Here is a 15,440-nt window from a genome sequence, read left to right on the forward strand (position 1 = left end):
CCCGCGGGAGCGCAGTCGGTTGCCCTTTTAGGACGAACGCGAACTAAAGCAAGCCGGCTGCCGTCATCAGGTCGGTGACCTTCTTCGAGTTCAGCGTCGCCGGATCGACCTTCGGCGCCTGCAGATCGGCCAGCGGCGTCAGTTTCGAATTGGAATCGGCGCCCTTGCCGACCGCATATTCGAAGGACGTGCCGTCCTTCAGCACCTCCTGGCCACCCTTGCCGGTCACCCACTTCAGGAAGGCCTGGGCTTCCTTCTGGTGCTTGCTCGAGGCCAGCACGCCGCCGCCGGAGATCGAGACGAAAGCGCCGGGATCCTGGTTCTTGAAATAGTGCATGGCGACGTTCTTGCTGTTCTCGCCGGTCTTGGCCTGATCGCCGAAATAATAATAGTGGTAGATGACGCCGCCTTCGATCTCGCCGGCATTGACCGCCTTCATCACCGTGCTGTTGCCCTTGTAGGCGGTGAAATTCGTCTTCATCGCCTTCAGCCAGTCGGCCGTCGCGGCCTCGCCCTTCAGCTGCAGCAGCGCGCTGACGATGGCCTGGAAATCGGCGCCGGAGGGGGAGGCGGCCCAGCGGCCCTTCCAGCTCGGATCGGCGAGCTCAAGCAGCGACTTGGGCAACTGGTCTTCCTTCAGCTTGGTCTTGTCGTAGGCAAAGACGGTGCTGCGCGCGGCGACACCGACCCATTTGCCGGTGGTCGGCTGGTATTCCTGGGGAACCTGCGCCAGCGTGTCGGCATCGACCGGCGCGAACAGACCGGCGGCCTCGACCAGGGCCATGGCCGGCGAGTTTTCGGTCAGGAACACATCGGCCGGCGAGGCAGCGCCTTCAGCGACGATCTGATTGGAGAAATCGCTGTCGCCGCCATTGCGCAGCGTGACCTTGATACCGGTTTCCTTGGTAAAGCCCTCGGCCCATTCCTTGGCCAGGCTCTCATGCTGGGCGTTGTAGACGACGATGCCGGCATCCTCGGCCATGGCGGGGGCGGCGAGCAGGCTGACCGCCAGCGCGGTGGCGCCGGCGAGGGCGGAAAGGGCGTATCTCATGGGGCGTCGTCCTCGATCTTGTTGGTTGGTCTTGGCACGGCTGCACCTACCAATACCTGATTGTCCGAGTCAACATTGGTGAACTGGTTCAATCGGCAGCGGGGCGCAAACTTTCGTGATTCTCCGGCAGTTTGGCTTGGACATTATTTCGCCGGCCACGTAACAAAACAGCGCCGAGACGCGAACATCGGGGGAGTGAACTCTTGTGACCGGCAAGGATGAGGCCGAGCTTTCCCGGCTGCTCAAGGCCGCAATCGCCGGAGATGAAAGGGCCTACGCCGACTTTCTGCACCGGACGGCTGCTCTCGTTCGCGGCTTTGCCCGGCGCAAGATCGTACAGGGGGGGGTCGACCCCGAGGATGTCGTGCAGGAAACCTTGCTGGCCATTCATGTGAAACGGCATACTTGGCGCGACGATGCGCCGGTGTTGCCATGGGTCTATGCCATCGCGCGCTTCAAGCTGATCGATGCCTTCCGGCGGCGCGGGCGGCGTGTCGAGATAGAGATCGACGAAATCGCCGAAACCTTCGCCGAGCCTGAGACCGAGACCGTCAGCGAGCGCGACATCAACCGGGTGCTGGACAGCCTGCCGCCGGCGCAGCGTTCGGTGGTATCGGCGGTGTCGGTCGAGGGCCGTTCGATCGGTGAGACGGCGGCGAAATTCGGCATCACGGAGACGGCGGTGCGGGTGTCGCTGCATCGCGGGCTTGCCGCCATTGCCAGGCGTTTCGGGCGGGAATGACATGAGGACCGAGGATCTCATCAAGGCATTGGACGCCGACGCCCGCAGCAAGGCGATGCCGCTACGCTCGGCCTGGTGGATGGCCACCGCGGTTGCGGCGGTGATCGCGGTGGTGGTCTTCTGGTTCACCATCGGTCCACGTTCCGACATCATGATCGCCATGCACACGATGCGCTTCCTGTCGAAGTTCGTCTTCACCATCGTGCTTGCCGGCACCGCCTTCGCGCTGATCCACGCTTTGTCGACCCCCGGCGCGTCGACGGGAAAGGCCGCGGCCTGGATGGCCGCAGCGCCGCTGCTCGTCCTCGTGGCTGTGGTTCTGGAACTCTTCGCGGTGCCTGAGGCACAATGGGGCACGCGGCTGGTCGGCTCCAACATGATGATCTGCATGGGCTTCATCCCGCTGATTGGCATCGGCCCGCTGGCGATTTTCCTGTGGATGCTGCGCTACGGCGCGCCGACGCGGCCGGTGCTTGCCGGCGCGGTTGCGGGCCTGCTTGCCGGCGGGCTGGCGGCGACCTTCTATGCCGCGCACTGCGTCGACGATTCGCCGCTCTTTGTCGCCACCTGGTACACGGTCGCGATCATCATCCTTACGGCGCTGGGGGCCCTGGGTGGGCGGCTTTTTGTGCGCTGGTAGGGCAACACACACCGATCCTTAATCATGCCGGCAATTGTTTGCCGGTTAGCATCGTCGCCGGGACCGCCAGCGCAACCTTTCCTTAAAATCGATCCGCCAGGGTTGCAGCAACGTGCAATTGCGCAACGGGGTGGATCCGCATTGTGACGTGGACGTGGAAAGGCCTGCGGGCCGACAGACATGCTGCGCTGGTTTTGATGGTGGTCGGCCTTGTCGCCGCCCTTGCGTCGATCCTGTTGTCGCGCCTGGAGCTCGGTGCCGAGGCCCTGAAACTTTGCCTGCAGATAGCGGTCGCCATGATCGCGGCGTCGCTTTTCCTCACCGCCCTGTTCGTTCGCCAGATCGTCGCGGACCGCCGGCAGATCGGCGAGAGCGAGCAGCGTTTCCGCCGCGCCATGGAGGATTCGGCAATCGGCGTCGCCATTGTCGGCCTCGACGGCCGCATCCTGCAGACCAATCCGGCTTTCGCCACCATGCTTGGCTATAGCCGCGAGGAGATCGAGGCACTGACCTTCTTCCAGATCACCCATCCCGACGACCTGCAGATCGGCAGGGACACGATGATCAACCTGAAGGCAGGCAAGATCGACGCTTTCCATTTCGAGAAGCGTTACCTGCGAAAGGACGGGACGCCGGTCTGGGCGCAACTTGCCGGTTCGGTCATCCGCGACGAAGACAGCGGCCGTCCGCTCTACCTGGTTTCGCAGATAGAGGACATCGATGCCCGCAAGCAGTCCGAGGCGCGCATCGCGGAGGCCGAAACGCGTTGGAACTTCGCGCTGGCCAGCGCCGGTCAAGGCGTCTGGGATCTCGACATGCGCAAGGGTGGCACGACCTACTCCGGCACCTGGGTGAAAATGCTCGGCTATGCCGATGGCGAACTGGATGGCGACCCCGACCGCTGGCTGACGATGATCCATCCCGACGATCGCGAACTCGTCGCCGAGGCCGACCGCGCCCACCTCGCCGGCGAGACGCCGTTTTTCGAAGCCGAGTTCAGGATGCGCCACAAGGACGGGCACTGGGTCTGGATCCTCGACCGCGGCAAGGCCATCGAGCGGGACGCCGTAGGGCGGCTGATCAGGGCCATCGGCAGCCTGACCGATATTACCCAGCGCAAGGAGGCCGAAGCGCGCCTCATCGTGTCGGCGGCGATGCTGGCCGACGAGAAGGAACGGCTGCGCGTCACGTTGCAGTCGATCGGCGATGCCGTGATCTGCACGGATGCCGCAAACCGCGTCACCTTCATGAATCCGGTGGCCGAAAAGCTGACCGGCGTGACCAGCGGCGAGGCGCTCGGCAAGACGCTCGGTCATGTCTACTGGACGGTCGACGAAGAGACCGGGCAAAGGATCGGCGTGGCACGCGCTTCGACCGGCGGCACAGGCCCCGCCGAGCAGAACAGCCGCGCCGTGCTGGTCCGCCGCGACGACACGCGCTGCAGCATCCGTCAGGTCGTGTCGCCGATCATGAACGAGCGAGCTGAGTTCTGCGGACTGGTCATCGTCTTCCAGGATTTTACCGATGCGCGCGCCCTGCAGCGCCAGCTCGCTTATGCCGCCGCCCATGATGCGCTCACCGGTCTCGCCAACCGCTCGAGCTTCATCCGCACGATGGAGGAACTGGTCAATCGGAGCGGCAAGGCCGGCGTGGCCGACACGACGGGGTCGGTCGGCGGCACGACGAACTCGGCCTTCGATACGACAGGGTCGATCGGGGAGCATCAGTTCATGTTTGTCGACCTCGACCATTTCAAGCTGGTCAACGACACCGGCGGCCATGCCGCGGGCGATGCCCTGCTGAAGCGGGTCGCCGAGGCGATCCGTGGCGTGCTTGGCCCAGAAGACATCGTCGCCCGCCTCGGAGGCGACGAGTTCGCCGTCATCCTGAAGTCGGGCTCGGCCGCCAGCGGCATGATTGCGGCACGATCCATCATCGATGCGATACGCGGCCTGAATTTTACCTGGGACGGACGAGACCATTCGATCGGCGCCAGCATCGGGCTGGCGCCGATCCGCGCCGGCTGCGGCGAAGTGGACGAGATCATCGCGCGGGCCGACGCCGCCTGCTACGCGGCCAAGGCCGCCGGAAGGGGCTGCGTTTCGACGGCGGACGAGGACATCAAAGCCGACGAGACGGTATCGCCCAAGCCGCTTGCCGCAGCCTCCTGAAAGGGCCTTGCCGACTTTGTGAGTTCGTAGAGCCGAAGTCTTCGGATTAGCGCGTCGGAACCGGATGCTCGCCGCGATAGTCGTAGAAGCCACGCCCGGTCTTGCGACCGAGCCAGCCGGCCTCGACATATTTCACCAGCAGCGGGCAGGGGCGGTACTTCGAATCCGACAGGCCGTCATGTAGCACCTGCATGATCGACAGGCAGGTGTCCAGGCCGATGAAATCGGCAAGCTGCAGCGGCCCCATCGGATGATTGGCGCCGAGCTTCATGGCGGTGTCGATGGCGTCGACCGATCCGACGCCCTCGTAGAGCGTGTAGATCGCCTCGTTGATCATCGGCAGCAGGATGCGGTTGACGATGAAGGCCGGAAAATCCTCCGAGACGGTGATCGTCTTGTCGAGTTGCTTCACATAGGCCTTGGCCGCCTCGAAGGTCTGGTCCTCGGTGGCGATGCCGCGCACCAGCTCGACCAGCTTCATCACCGGCACCGGGTTCATGAAATGTATGCCGATGAAGCGCTCGGGACGGTCGGTCTGCGCGGCAAGCCGGGTGATCGAGATCGACGAGGTGTTGGTTGCCAGGATCGCCTCGGGATTGAGCTGCGGGCAGAGCTGGGCATAGATCTTGCGCTTGACCGTCTCGTCCTCGGTCGCTGCTTCGATCACCAGATCGGCACCGGCAAGATCGGCCATGACGGGGGCGGCGGAAATGCGCGCCATCGCTTCGTTGCGCAGCTTTTCCTCAAGCTTGCCCGAGCCGACCTGGCGGGCCATGTTGCCGCTGACGGTGGCGATGCCCTTCTCGATGCGGTCGGGCGAGATGTCGTAGATCAGCACCTTGTAGCCGGAAAGCGCGGAGACATGGGCGATACCGCCGCCCATCTGGCCCGCGCCGATGATGCCGATCGTCTCGATCTTGCTCATTACACCGATCCCGTCGAAGAAAGGCCTTTGCGGCCTGCCTTTTGTGCGGTGCAAACTAAAAGGGCGGGGCAGCTTCGTCTACCCCACCCTTCACAATTTAATACGCTTAGGCAGATAGCGTCAAAGCGCCTTTTGCAGTTCCGGCAGAATGACGAAGAGATCGCCGACGAGGCCGTAGTCGGCAACCTGGAAGATGGGCGCCTCCTCGTCCTTGTTGATGGCGACGATGACCTTGGAATCCTTCATGCCGGCAAGGTGCTGGATGGCGCCGGAGATGCCGACTGCGATGTAGAGGTCAGGGGCCACGACCTTGCCGGTCTGGCCGACCTGCCAGTCGTTCGGCGCGTAGCCGGCGTCGACTGCCGCGCGCGACGCGCCGACCGCGGCACCAAGCTTGTCGGCAACCGGCAGGATGACTTCCTGGAACTTTTCCGCCGAACCCAGCGCGCGCCCGCCCGAGATGATGATCTTGGCTGAGGTCAGTTCCGGACGGTCGGTCTCGGACAGCTTGTTCTCGACAAAGGAAGACAGGCCGGGATTGGCCGCCGCCTTCGCGGTCTCGACTGCGGCCGAGCCACCTTCGGGCGCCGCCTGGAAGGAGGCGGTGCGCACCGTGATCACCTTCTTGGCGTCGGTCGATTGCACGGTCTGGATGGCGTTGCCGGCATAGATCGGCCGCTTGAAGGTGTCGGGCGATACGACTTCGATGATCTCTGACACCTGCGCGACATCGAGCAGGGCCGCCACGCGCGGCGCGACATTCTTGCCCGACGAGGTCGCCGGCGCGATGATCGTGTCATAGGCGCCGGCTATGCTGACAACCAGCGCCGCCATCGGTTCGGCGAGGCGCTCAGCCAGTTCGTCGGCCTCGGCCAGCAGCACCTTGCTGACGCCCTTGAGCTTGGCAGCGGCGTCGGCTGCGGCCTTGGCGCCCTTGCCGGCCACCAGGACGTGCACGTCCGAGCCGATCTGCAGGGCCGCCGACAGCGCCTTGGCGGTCTGGTCGGAAAGGGTTGCGTTGTCGTGTTCGGCGATGAGGAGAATTGCCATTTGTCTCGTTCCTTTCCCGATCGCTTACAGCACGCCGGCTTCGTTCTTGAGCTTGTCGACCAGTTCGGCGACGCTCTTGACCTTGACGCCCGCCTTGCGGCCGCCCGGCTCCTCGGTCTTGAGCACCTTGAGCCGCGGCTTGACGTCGGCGCCGTAGTCGGCGGGCGATTTCTCATCGAGCGGCTTCTTCTTGGCCTTCATGATGTTGGGCAGCGACGCATAGCGCGGTTGGTTGAGGCGAAGGTCGGCGGTGACGATCGCCGGCATCTTCAGCTCCACCGTCTGCAGGCCGCCGTCGACTTCGCGCGTCACCTTGGCCTTGTCGCCGTCGATAACGACCTTGGACGCAAAGGTGCCCTGCGCCCAGCCGAGAAGGGCTGCCAGCATCTGACCGGTCTGGTTGGAATCGTCGTCGATCGCCTGCTTGCCGAGGATGACAAGGCCGGGCTGTTCCGCCTCGACCACGCCCTTCAGCACCTTGGCGACGCCAAGCGGCTCGGTCTGCTCGTCGGTCTTGACCAGGATGGCGCGGTCGGCGCCCATGGCGAGTGCGGTGCGCAGCGTTTCCTGCGCCTGCTGCGGGCCGATCGAGACGACGATGATCTCCTCGGCCTTGCCGGCTTCCTTCAGACGGATCGCCTCTTCGACAGCGATCTCGTCGAACGGGTTCATCGCCATCTTGACGTTGGCAAGCTCAACCGCCGAACCGTCAGCCTTGACGCGCACCTTGACGTTCGCATCCACAACCCGCTTCACGGGCACAAGGATCTTCATTTCCTGTCACCTCTTTCAAGAATATTTGGGCGCGCTATAGCAGCGTGTGCCTCTTCTGAGTTGTCGAAAGCCGACATTCCGGACGGAATTCTGCTCTTCAAACGCCTTGCAGTGGCGCTTCCGTAGTTGCGACAACCCGGCGCGTCAATATGCGTGACGCAGTCAAATCGGTTCAGTTCGGACTGGAAGCGCCGCCACGGCCCCATTGCGGTGCCTGCTGGGCTGCAGGCAGATCGCTGGCGACCTGCTCGGCAGCACCGGGCGCTTGATCGGCTTCCGCCGCAGGCTCGCCGTCGGCGCCGGCAAGCAGCGGCACGCCGCGGCGGCGCAGCACCAGCACCAGCACCGCGCCGGCGATGATGCCGCCGATATGGCAGGCCCAGGAAATCTGGTCCTCTCCGCCGGCGGCGAACATGACGATCTGGAAGACGATCCACAGGATGAGCGGGATAAAGGCCGGGATGCGCAGTGGGATGCGGGCGAAGGCGAGAACCCACACCTTCACCCGGGGATAGAGGATCAGATAGGCGGCGACCACGCCGGCGATGGCGCCGGACGCACCGATCAGCGGCACCTGCGAATCCCACGCCACCAAGCCCTGGAAGAAGGCGCCGGCAATGGCGCAAAGCAAGTAGAAGATGAGGTAGCGGATATGGCCGAGCGCGTCCTCGACATTGTCGCCGAACACCCACAGGAACAGCATGTTGCCGCCGAGGTGGAAGATGTCGGCATGCAGGAAGGAATAGGTCAGGTAGCTCAGGCTTTCGGGGATCACGACGAATTCGGGCGACAGCTCGACCTTGTCGTGCACGACAGAGGGTATGTAGCCGAGGCCGAGCACCGCGGCGTTGGAGAACTGCTCGCCGCCGAGCGCGGTGGCGAAATAGATCAGCGTGTTGGCCGCGATCAGGCCAATCGTCACATATTGCAGCCGGATGTGCCGCAGCCTGTTGGTGTCGTAGAGCGGGATGAACATGAGGTTTGACTTGCCCCTTCCGCTTCGGCCGATTTCAGCGGTTCTTGCCGGGCACCCATAACACGTCGGCGTTTCCGTTGTCATTGACCGCGCGTGCGGCGACGAACAGAAAGTCCGAAACGCGATTGATGTATTTGATCGCCTCGCGGTTGACGTGCTCGCGGGGATCCTGCGCCAGCGCCACCATGATGCGCTCGGCCCGCCGCGCCACGGTGCGTGCGAGATGAAGGGCCGCCGCAGCCGGCGTGCCGCCGTTCAGCACAAAGGATTTGAGCGGCTGAAGGTGCTTGTTGAGTAGGTCGATATCCTTTTCGACGCGGTCGGTCTGCGAGGCGATCATCCGCAGCGGCTCGTAGCCGACCGGCTTGCCGTCGTCCGGCACGGAGAGATCGGCGCCGAGGTCGAAAAGGTCGTTCTGGATGCGGGACAGCATCGCGTCGATCGCCGGATGGGTGGCGCTGGTGTGGATGCGGGCCATGCCGATGCAGGCATTGGCTTCGTCGACCGTGCCGTAGGCGTCGACGCGCAGGTCGGACTTCAGCCGCCGCTCGCCCGTGCCTAGGCCGGTGGTGCCGTCGTCGCCGGTGCGGGTGTAGATCTTGTTGAGCTTGACCACGCATAGCCTCCCCGAGAGTGCCGTCACTTGCGGGTGAAATACACCGCCAGCAGGATCAGCACCAATGCCACGAACTGCAAGAGCACGCGCGCTTGCATCAGCTTGTTCGAGGTCATGCCATCGCCGCCGCGCATCATGTTGATGAGGCCGCGGATCAGCACGATCACCACGGCGACCATGACGAGGACGGCGAGGACGTTGAAGACGGTTGCCATGTCTGTTCCAGTTCGTTTTCGTTCAGGCGCGCCTGGCAAGCAGGCGGTAGAGCATCGATGCGGGCAGAATACGTTTGAGCGTCGCGCCGATCCTGGCCGGCACTGTTACCACATAGTGCGGTCGCGGGCGCCGCGACAGAAGCGCATGGCGCAAGGCCGTATGGACCACTTCCGGTCCTGGCTTCAGCCTGGACGTGCTGCCGCCGGCCCTGAGCCGTGCCAGCTGCGCCTGATAGTCGGCGCGGTGAACCGAGTTCTCGTGGTCGATATTTTTCAGGAACCAGAACAGCCCGTTGCTGGCGATCTTCGACGTCACCGGTCCAGGCTCGATCAGCGAGACATGGATGCCGCTGCCCGCGAGTTCCTGATGCAGGCACAGCATCAGGCCTTCCAGCGCATGTTTGGAGGCTGAATAGGCGCCGCGAAAGCGCACCGGCGTCAGCCCGAGGATCGAGGAACAATGCACGATGCGGCCATGACCCTGGCCGCGCATCACCGGCACGATGCGGCGCGTCAAATCGTGCCAGCCGAAGAGATTGGCCTCGAACTGTTCTCTCAGCGCCGCCACCGGCAGATCCTCGACGGCGCCCGGCTGGGCATAGGCGCCGTTGTTGAACAGCGCGTCGAGCCGCCCGCCCGTGCGTTCCAGAACCGAGGCGACCAGCGCCTCGATGGAGCCGGGCTCGCGATAGTCGAGGTAGAAGGTCTCGATGCCGTCGGCTTCGAGCGCGGCGATATCTTCGGGCTTGCGCGCCGTGGCGAACACCCGCCAGCCTTCCGCCTTGAGCGCCCTGGCGCAATAGGCGCCTATGCCGGAAGAGGCACCGGTGACGATGATGGTGCGCAATTGTCTCGCGGCGGGCATCGTGGTTTGAGCAAGGGTTGCCATTTGCCGCATTCCCTTCCCATATTCGCGGCGTCGAGACAATCGAAGGGAACGCGGGACTTGTTGCGGAAAATCGTCGTCCTGCGCCGCGTGCTCTATGACGCGATCGGCCATTTCAACACCGACGACGGCTGGGCGATGGCCAGCCATCTGGCGATCACCTCGCTGATGGCGCTGTTTCCGTTCCTGATCTTTGCCACGACGCTGGCAAGCTTCCTCGGCGCGCAGGCTTTCTCCGACACCGCCGTGCACCTTGTCTTCGACACCTGGCCCGAACAAATCGCCAAGCCGATCGCACGCGAGGTGCAGAACGTGCTCACCGTCCGGCGCACCGACCTTTTGACCTACGGCGTGCTGCTTGCCGCCTATTTTGCCTCGAACGGCATAGAGGCGCTGCGCACCTCGCTCAACCGCGCCTATCGCGTGTCGGAGACGCGCGGCATCATCTACCGCCGGGTGCAGAGCATCATCTTCGTGCTGATCGCCACGGCGTGCTTCCTGGCGATCAGCGTGCTCCTGGTGTTCGCGCCGCTGCTGGCGCGGCTGGCCGAAGCGCATCTCGAATGGATCAAGCCCTATATGGGTACGATCACCCTATGGCGTTACATCATCGCCTCGGCGGTCATTGTCTGCGGACTGTTCGCGGTGCATTTCTGGCTGCCGGCGGGCAAGCGCCGCTTCGTCTCGATCGTGCCGGGCATCATCTTCACGCTGGCGGCATGGCTTGCCGGCTCGACCATCTTCGCCACCTATCTCGATCATTTCTCGTCCTATGTGACGACCTATGCCGGCCTCGCCTCGATCATGATCGCGGTCGTCTTCCTCTACATGCTCTCGGCGATCTTCATCCTCGGCGGCGAGCTCAATGCCGCGATCAGTCGCTACCTCGAGGCACGCGCCCGCGTTGGCTGATTCCTGGTTGGCTGGGCGGTGGCAAGGCCGACACCAAGCGTGGCGATCGCCATGCCGACGATCTGGACCAGGTTGAGCTGTTCGCCGAACAGCGCCCAGGCGATGACCGCGGTGACAGCCGGAACGAGGTAGAACAGCGAAGCGACCTTCGACATTTCGCCGTCGCGGATCATCACCATCAGAAGGAAGATGGCGCCGATCGACAGCACCAGCACCAGCCATGCCATGGCGAAGATCAACTCGCCATTGATGGTGACGGTGCGCGTCTCGAAGGCGAGCGAGGCGAGCGCCATCAGTGCGGCGCCGCCGACATATTGCCACATCGTCGCCGCCACCAGGTCGCCGCCGGAGGCGAAGCGCTTTTGCCAGATCGTGCCGGCGCTCATGCCAAGCACCGAGACAAGCGAGGCGGTCAGCGTCGCTGCCGTCACGCCGCCGCCGAGCGCTCCAAGTTTCGGCCACAGCACGATGACGACACCTAAGAGCCCGACGGCGAGGCCAGCCCAATGGCGCGGCAGGATCGCTTCGCCGAGAAACCGGCCGGCAAGCACTGCCGTGATCAGCGGCTGCAGGCCGACGATCAATGCCGAGAGACCGGCGGGCATGCCCCTATGGATCGCCCAGAACACGGCGCCGAGATAGACGCCGTGCATCAGCACGCCGGCGCCCATCGCGTGCAGCGCTTCCGCGCGGGTGGCTCCTTTGGAGCCGAGCATGATCGTCAAGCCGCCCAGCAAGATAGCGGCCAGAACGAAGCGCACGGCCAGGAAGGTGAACGGCTCGGCCCACGGCATGGCATAGCGCGCACCGATGAAGCCGGTTGCCCACAGGACAACGAAAGAGGCGGGGATGAGCCGCTTGATGCTGTGCATTTTTCCGGGAGCCGTCCGTGAACCGGGTGGAGACGTATTCGATGAAAAACTGACTACGGCGATTGCTCTAATGCCGTTTAATCCGGCAAGCAAAATGAAACGATTGATCCATAAGCTCATTCGAATTCAACAATCGGCGTCAGGACAATCGTTTCAATCGATTGATCCCCAGGGGCATGGCGGTTCGGTCGCCATGGGTAGTCATGCTTTTGAATCTCGACACCAGCTGGCTGCTGATGACGGTCGCGACGGTGGCCGTTTTCGGCTTCTTCTTCGGCACCGCGCTCGACGCCATCATGCGCGACGACGGTTTCGGCTCGACCGGCAACACGCTGCTGTTCACGCTCGGCTTCTTCGTCGCGGTGATGGTCGCCAACGAGCATGGCGTCAGCCTGCGGGATCTCAAACTCGCGATCGCCTGGGGTCTGGGCGGCGCCTTCACCTTCATCAGCACGATGGCGTTTATCAAAGCCGGGCTGGCCCGCTGGTAGCTGGGAATGCTGATATTCAGGTGATGCCGGCCTGCAAACGGCGGTTCCCTGCGCTTCAGGTGCTCACGTACTTTGAGTACGCTCCGCTCCGGTTCTCGGGAACCACCGTTCTCGACTCGGCCTGACCTGAATCTCAACATTCCAGATCGAAAACTCTAGAGACCGACCAGCCGCGTGACGTCGTCCGGCGAGGCTCCCGCGTTCCTGAGTTCGGCAAGGCAGGTATCACCAAAACTCTTTGACAGCTTGCGCCCGTCCGGGCCGGGGATCAGGCGATGATGCAAGTATCCCGGCTGCGGCAGGCCAAGCATGTCTTGAAGCAGGCGTTGCACGCCGGTCGCCGAAAACAGATCCTGGCCGCGCACGACATGGCTGATGCCTTGCAGGGCGTCGTCGACGACGACGGCCAGGTGATAGCTGGTCGGGATGTCGCGGCGCGCCAAGATCACGTCACCCCAGTCCTGCGGCCGGGCTTCGACCTGCCTGGTGCCGGAAAGCGTCTCGTCGGTGAATTCGGTCCATGACAGGTCGGCCGAGGCGCGCGCCATCGCCGCGTCCATATCCAGCCGCCAGGCGAAGGGCACGTTCTCGGCGATCCGCCGCTGGCGTTGCCTCACCGGCACTGCCTTGTCCACTGCGGGATAGAGCGGCACGCCATCCGGGTCGCGCGGCCAGTTGCGACCGCGCTTTTCGCTGCCGGCGATGAAGGCGCGGATCTCACTTCTGCTCATGAAGGCCGGATAGACAAGCTCGTCGGCAATCAGCCGGTCGAGCACTGTTTGGTATTCGGCGAAATGGTCGGACTGGCGGCGCACCGGTTCTTCCCAGTCAAGCCCGAGCCATTTCAGGTCGTGAAGGACGCCGGCTTCGAATTCCGGCGTGCAGCGTGTGGTGTCGATGTCCTCGATGCGCAGCAGCAGGCGCCCGCCAACCGCGGCCGCCAGTCTCTGGTTCAGCAGCGCCGAATAGGCGTGGCCGAGATGCAATTGCCCGTTCGGGCTCGGCGCAAAGCGGAATGTCAGGAGCGTCATCTCTCAGGCGGCTCGTCGGTTGTCAGGCGCTTTCGCCGATTGCTACCTTGCGCCCGGTCCAGCCGGAAGGGAACATGCAACGCATCGCCAATCTCGACGACATCGCGCAAGGGCTCGATGCGCTCTGCCTCATCGACCCGCGGCTCGAAAAGGTGCGTGGCATGGCCGGCGAGGTACCGCTCAGGCTCTCGGAGCCTGGGTTCAGGAGCCTCGCCTCGATTGTCGTTTCCCAGCAAGTGTCCCGCGCCAGCGCCGATGCGATTTTCGGGAGGTTGACGACGCTCCTCGACCCGCTGACGCCGCAGGCGATCCTTGCCGCCGGCGAAGACGTCTTTCGCGAGGCCGGGCTGTCGCGGCCGAAGCAGCGCGGCCTGATTGCCGTGGCAACAGCCGTGGCCGATGGGCTCGACCTCAACCATCTCTGTCTACTCGACGCCCCCCAGGCGATCGCGGCGATGACGGCGGTGCCGGGCATCGGCCCATGGACGGCGGAAGTCTATCTGCTGTTCGCCGCCGGCCATCCCGACATCTTCCCGGCGCGAGACGTCGCGCTGCAGAGCGCCGTCGGCCACGCGCTCGGCATCGACCCGCGTCCGCCGGAGAAAACGCTGATCCGGCTCGCCGAATCATGGAGCCCGTGGCGAGGTGTCGCGTCGCGACTTTTCTGGGCCTATTACCGCGAATTGAAGGGCAGGGACGCTGCACCCCCCGCGTGAATCCACAAAAAAGCCTGAAAATCAGGCGTTTTTGACGTTTCTGGCGAGCGACAATCCGCTTCACATCCCTGTCATGTCGGGCTTACAGTATCCGCGCCGATCGGTTCGCGAACCAAGGAGGTCGACGCGTGACGATTGCCGTATCACCGGATGGGCTTCCAGCGCTGGTGCTGAATGCGGATTACCGTCCGCTCAGCTATTACCCGCTGTCGCTCTGGTCATGGCAGGACGCCATCAAGGCGGTGTTTCTCGACAGGGTGAACATCGTCGCCGAGTACGAGCACGCCGTGTCCTCGCCGACCTTCTCGATGAAGCTGCCCAGCGTCGTCAGCCTGAAGGCCTATGTCAAGCCGTCCAGGCATCCGGCCTTCACCCGCTTCAACGTCTTCCTGCGCGATCGTTTCCAGTGCCAGTATTGCGGCACGCCGGAGGACCTGACCTTCGATCACGTCATCCCGCGCCATCGCGGCGGGGCGACCACCTGGGAGAATGTCGTCGCCGCCTGCTCGCCCTGCAATCTCAGGAAGGGCGGCATGATGCCGGCGCACGCCAAGATGTGGCCGCTGCAGAAACCCTTTCAGCCGACGGTGCACGACCTGCACAACAACGGCCGCCTGTTCCCGCCCAACCATCTGCATGAAAGCTGGATGGATTATCTATACTGGGATGTCGAACTGGAACCCTGAGATCGTTCGATAATTCGGGAGGCTGGCCGCCTGAAGCGATTTTCTGCGCTTCCGGTGCTCGCGGACTAATGTCCGCTCCGCTCCGGTTCTCGAAAATCACTTCATCCGACTCAGCCTGCCGAATTCTTGAACGATCTCGCGCCGGCTCAGCCGCTCAGTCGCGGGCGAAGGCGCTGCGGAAGGCGACGGCGGCCAGGATGAAGCTGGCGATGGCGTTCCAGCCGGCCAGCGACAGGCCGAGGATGCGCAGTGCCGCCTTGTCGCAGGACGGCGGCACGAATTTGTCGAGCGCGTCGAGCACGCCCTTTCCGCCGGTGTCGACCGGGCCGGCACCGGCGGTGCAATCGGCCGGACCCTGCCACCATGCCCATTCGACGCCGGAGTGATAGACGCCGAGATAGAGGCCGTAGAGCATCAGCAGGCCGCCGATGGCGAGCAGGCCGCGCGTCACCCAGGCTGGCGCGCCCAGCACCGAGGCAAGCGCCGCCAGCAGCATCAGAGGCGCGCCGATATAGTAGGGCGTGCGCTGCTCCAGGCAGAGATGGCAGGGGATGTAGCCGCCAATGTACTGGAAGGCGAGCGCCGAGCCGACGGTAGCCGCCATGACGACGGCAAGAAAAAGCGCGGCCCGCGTGCGCTGGCGTACGGTATCGGCATTCATTGTCGCTGTCATCGATGGGTGGTCC

18 protein-coding genes are annotated in these 15,440 nt (G+C 64.0%); 7 read left to right on the top strand and 11 right to left on the bottom strand.

Translation table 11 applies throughout. The features are described 5' to 3' along the window. Positions 1–43 precede the first annotated feature (43 nt). Positions 44–1,051 (bottom strand): iron ABC transporter substrate-binding protein, encoded by a 1,008-nt coding sequence (locus D3227_RS21600; RefSeq protein ID WP_120016335.1) that lies wholly within the window; start codon positions 1,049–1,051, stop codon positions 44–46. A 205-nt stretch (positions 1,052–1,256) separates the two neighbouring features. Between D3227_RS21600 and D3227_RS21605 the strand changes: the two genes are divergently transcribed. The 3 genes from D3227_RS21605 (at position 1,257) to D3227_RS43800 (ending at position 4,604) form a co-directional block, all read left to right on the top strand. Next, the gene (locus D3227_RS21605) at positions 1,257–1,793 is read left to right on the top strand and encodes a sigma-70 family RNA polymerase sigma factor (RefSeq protein ID WP_120016336.1); all 537 of its coding nucleotides are present in this window, start codon (positions 1,257–1,259) and stop codon (positions 1,791–1,793) included. Position 1,794: 1 nt separating this feature from the next. After that, entirely contained in the window at positions 1,795–2,433 is a 639-nt protein-coding gene (locus tag D3227_RS21610) for an NrsF family protein (protein WP_120016337.1), read from the top strand. A 197-nt stretch (positions 2,434–2,630) separates the two neighbouring features. Next, the gene (locus D3227_RS43800) at positions 2,631–4,604 is read left to right on the top strand and encodes a PAS domain S-box protein (protein ID WP_120016338.1); all 1,974 of its coding nucleotides are present in this window, start codon (positions 2,631–2,633) and stop codon (positions 4,602–4,604) included. A 46-nt stretch (positions 4,605–4,650) separates the two neighbouring features. Here D3227_RS43800 and D3227_RS21620 read toward each other — a convergent pair whose 3' ends face one another. From D3227_RS21620 to D3227_RS21650, 7 genes are all read right to left on the bottom strand, one after another. Beyond that, positions 4,651–5,529 (bottom strand): 3-hydroxybutyryl-CoA dehydrogenase, encoded by an 879-nt coding sequence (locus D3227_RS21620; RefSeq protein ID WP_120016339.1) that lies wholly within the window; start codon positions 5,527–5,529, stop codon positions 4,651–4,653. 120 nt (positions 5,530–5,649) lie between these two features. Further along, positions 5,650–6,579 carry an electron transfer flavoprotein subunit alpha/FixB family protein gene (locus D3227_RS21625; RefSeq protein ID WP_120016340.1) on the bottom strand — a complete coding sequence of 310 codons (930 nt, stop codon included), beginning with the start codon at positions 6,577–6,579 and terminating at the stop codon, positions 5,650–5,652. Positions 6,580–6,603: 24 nt separating this feature from the next. Then, on the bottom strand, positions 6,604–7,353 hold the full coding sequence (locus D3227_RS21630; protein ID WP_120016341.1) for an electron transfer flavoprotein subunit beta/FixA family protein: 750 nt from the start codon (positions 7,351–7,353) through the stop codon (positions 6,604–6,606). Between the two features lie 172 nt (positions 7,354–7,525). After that, a complete protein-coding gene (locus D3227_RS21635) occupies positions 7,526–8,329 on the bottom strand; it encodes a rhomboid family intramembrane serine protease (RefSeq protein WP_120016342.1) in 804 nt (267 codons plus the stop codon). Between the two features lie 34 nt (positions 8,330–8,363). Next, positions 8,364–8,945, bottom strand: coding sequence for a cob(I)yrinic acid a,c-diamide adenosyltransferase (locus D3227_RS21640; protein WP_120016343.1), 582 nt, complete (start codon positions 8,943–8,945; stop codon positions 8,364–8,366). Positions 8,946–8,968: 23 nt separating this feature from the next. After that, positions 8,969–9,160, bottom strand: a complete 192-nt coding sequence (locus tag D3227_RS21645; protein ID WP_120016344.1) for a twin transmembrane helix small protein — start codon at positions 9,158–9,160, stop codon at positions 8,969–8,971. 22 nt (positions 9,161–9,182) lie between these two features. Beyond that, entirely contained in the window at positions 9,183–10,049 is an 867-nt protein-coding gene (locus D3227_RS21650; RefSeq protein WP_120016401.1) for an SDR family oxidoreductase, read from the bottom strand. Between the two features lie 57 nt (positions 10,050–10,106). Here D3227_RS21650 and D3227_RS21655 point away from each other — a divergent pair, with 57 nt between their 5' ends. Next, positions 10,107–10,958, top strand: a complete 852-nt coding sequence (locus D3227_RS21655; protein WP_120016345.1) for a YihY/virulence factor BrkB family protein — start codon at positions 10,107–10,109, stop codon at positions 10,956–10,958. On the opposite strand, the gene D3227_RS21660 is transcribed toward D3227_RS21655, so the two are convergent. Further along, positions 10,928–11,830 carry a DMT family transporter gene (locus tag D3227_RS21660; RefSeq protein WP_120016346.1) on the bottom strand — a complete coding sequence of 301 codons (903 nt, stop codon included), beginning with the start codon at positions 11,828–11,830 and terminating at the stop codon, positions 10,928–10,930. The two genes, D3227_RS21655 and D3227_RS21660, sit on opposite strands and share 31 nt — an antisense overlap. 203 nt (positions 11,831–12,033) lie before the next feature. On the opposite strand from D3227_RS21660, the gene D3227_RS21665 reads away from it, so the two are divergent. Next, positions 12,034–12,321, top strand: coding sequence for a hypothetical protein (locus D3227_RS21665; RefSeq protein ID WP_120016347.1), 288 nt, complete (start codon positions 12,034–12,036; stop codon positions 12,319–12,321). 155 nt (positions 12,322–12,476) lie between these two features. Here the strand turns inward: D3227_RS21665 and gluQRS are convergent, their stop codons facing one another. Then, positions 12,477–13,352, bottom strand: a complete 876-nt coding sequence (gluQRS, locus tag D3227_RS21670) for a tRNA glutamyl-Q(34) synthetase GluQRS (protein ID WP_120016348.1) — start codon at positions 13,350–13,352, stop codon at positions 12,477–12,479. Positions 13,353–13,426: 74 nt separating this feature from the next. On the opposite strand from gluQRS, the gene D3227_RS21675 reads away from it, so the two are divergent. Both D3227_RS21675 and D3227_RS21680 read left to right on the top strand, forming a co-directional pair. Continuing rightward, complete coding sequence (locus D3227_RS21675) at positions 13,427–14,068, top strand: DNA-3-methyladenine glycosylase family protein (protein WP_120016349.1); 642 nt, start codon at positions 13,427–13,429, stop codon at positions 14,066–14,068. Positions 14,069–14,196: 128 nt separating this feature from the next. Next, positions 14,197–14,754 carry an HNH endonuclease gene (locus tag D3227_RS21680; protein ID WP_006199900.1) on the top strand — a complete coding sequence of 186 codons (558 nt, stop codon included), beginning with the start codon at positions 14,197–14,199 and terminating at the stop codon, positions 14,752–14,754. Positions 14,755–14,908: 154 nt separating this feature from the next. On the opposite strand, the gene D3227_RS21685 is transcribed toward D3227_RS21680, so the two are convergent. Further along, entirely contained in the window at positions 14,909–15,427 is a 519-nt protein-coding gene (locus tag D3227_RS21685; RefSeq protein ID WP_120016350.1) for a disulfide bond formation protein B, read from the bottom strand. Positions 15,428–15,440 lie beyond the last annotated feature (13 nt).

This window comes from Mesorhizobium waimense, assembly GCF_003601975.1.
GTDB lineage: Bacteria > Pseudomonadota > Alphaproteobacteria > Rhizobiales > Rhizobiaceae > Mesorhizobium > Mesorhizobium waimense.

Bases quoted from the DNA above. Each gene is read 5' to 3' on its own strand.
- D3227_RS21600 (WP_120016335.1), bottom strand. From the start codon at position 1,051: ATGAGATACGCCCTTTCCGCCCTCGCCGGCGCCACCGCGCTGGCGGTC.
- D3227_RS21610 (WP_120016337.1), top strand. From the start codon at position 1,795: ATGAGGACCGAGGATCTCATCAAGGCATTGGACGCCGACGCCCGCAGC.
- D3227_RS43800 (WP_120016338.1), top strand. From the start codon at position 2,631: ATGGTGGTCGGCCTTGTCGCCGCCCTTGCGTCGATCCTGTTGTCGCGC.
- D3227_RS21620 (WP_120016339.1), bottom strand. From the start codon at position 5,529: ATGAGCAAGATCGAGACGATCGGCATCATCGGCGCGGGCCAGATGGGC.
- D3227_RS21625 (WP_120016340.1), bottom strand. From the start codon at position 6,579: ATGGCAATTCTCCTCATCGCCGAACACGACAACGCAACCCTTTCCGAC.
- D3227_RS21630 (WP_120016341.1), bottom strand. From the start codon at position 7,353: ATGAAGATCCTTGTGCCCGTGAAGCGGGTTGTGGATGCGAACGTCAAG.
- D3227_RS21635 (WP_120016342.1), bottom strand. From the start codon at position 8,329: ATGTTCATCCCGCTCTACGACACCAACAGGCTGCGGCACATCCGGCTG.
- D3227_RS21645 (WP_120016344.1), bottom strand. From the start codon at position 9,160: ATGGCAACCGTCTTCAACGTCCTCGCCGTCCTCGTCATGGTCGCCGTG.
- D3227_RS21650 (WP_120016401.1), bottom strand. From the start codon at position 10,049: ATGGCAACCCTTGCTCAAACCACGATGCCCGCCGCGAGACAATTGCGC.
- D3227_RS21660 (WP_120016346.1), bottom strand. From the start codon at position 11,830: ATGCACAGCATCAAGCGGCTCATCCCCGCCTCTTTCGTTGTCCTGTGG.
- D3227_RS21665 (WP_120016347.1), top strand. From the start codon at position 12,034: ATGCTTTTGAATCTCGACACCAGCTGGCTGCTGATGACGGTCGCGACG.
- gluQRS (WP_120016348.1), bottom strand. From the start codon at position 13,352: ATGACGCTCCTGACATTCCGCTTTGCGCCGAGCCCGAACGGGCAATTG.
- D3227_RS21675 (WP_120016349.1), top strand. From the start codon at position 13,427: ATGCAACGCATCGCCAATCTCGACGACATCGCGCAAGGGCTCGATGCG.
- D3227_RS21685 (WP_120016350.1), bottom strand. From the start codon at position 15,427: ATGACAGCGACAATGAATGCCGATACCGTACGCCAGCGCACGCGGGCC.